Annotated in this window: 1 protein-coding gene; it reads right to left on the bottom strand. The window is 65.3% G+C overall.

What is annotated here, in order from left to right; translation table 11 throughout:
• The coding region (locus ZRA01_RS20380; protein WP_246093806.1) for a site-specific integrase at nucleotides 1–698 on the bottom strand (698 nt) is incomplete at its 3' end.
• Nucleotides 699–848 lie beyond the last annotated feature (150 nt).

The following is an 848-nucleotide window of genomic DNA, read 5'->3' as shown; positions in this document are numbered from 1 at the left end:
CGGGCATACACCCTGGCGGTGTTCACATCCCGGTGGCGGAGCACATCGGCGATCTCCTTGATCGACACGCCGGTCTTCTGCAGCCGGGTGGCCATCGAGCGCCGAAGCACATGGGTGTTGCAGAACTGATCCGCCAGAGCGCAGCGGGCAAAAGCCCGATTCATCGCGCTGCGGATGGCGGCCACGCCAAGCGGGACACCGAAGGGGGCGCGGTGACGAATGAACAGGACGCGGCTATCCGTCTGCGGACGTCCGTCCCGTAAATAGTGGGCAAGTGCTTCGCCGGTCTGCACCGGCAAGGGTAGGTGCTGCACACGCTGGCTCTTGGTCCGGTGGAGTGTCACCGTTCCGTTGCGCCAATCCAGATCATCCAGCGTCAGGTGCGTGGCCTCATCGCCCCGCAGGCCCAGATCGAGCAGACAGCGGGCGATGGCATGGTCGCGCAGGCCGACCGGATCCGTCCGATCGAAGGCGTGCAGGAAGTGCTCGATCTGGCTGTCCGTGAGGACCTTTGGCGGATGCCGACGTGGCCAGTTCGCGATGGCCGGCAGCGACGCGGACAGTCTCCGGGTGTCGTCGCCCAGCAGGGCGCGGAAGCGGAAATAGCTGCGCAAACTGGTGCAGATCACCTTGCGCGAAGCGGGCTGCCAGCGGGCAGCCAAGCCCTTCAGGAAGGCATCGATATCATCGGCGGCCAAGCGTCCAATCTCGAGGGGCGCATTCCCGAAACAATGAGCCAGGAATGCCGCGACGTGCCGGCACCGATAGGTGCAGGTCAGTGGCGCCAGGCCACAGGTGTGGCGCAGATGATCGTCGAAGCGCTCAAGCTCGGCTGCAATGCAGGCCGA

Origin of the sequence: Zoogloea ramigera (assembly GCF_006539865.1) — a bacterium.
In the GTDB taxonomy this organism is placed as follows: Bacteria; Pseudomonadota; Gammaproteobacteria; order Burkholderiales; family Rhodocyclaceae; genus Zoogloea; species Zoogloea ramigera.
This window is presented reverse-complemented; position numbering and strand designations above follow the sequence as displayed.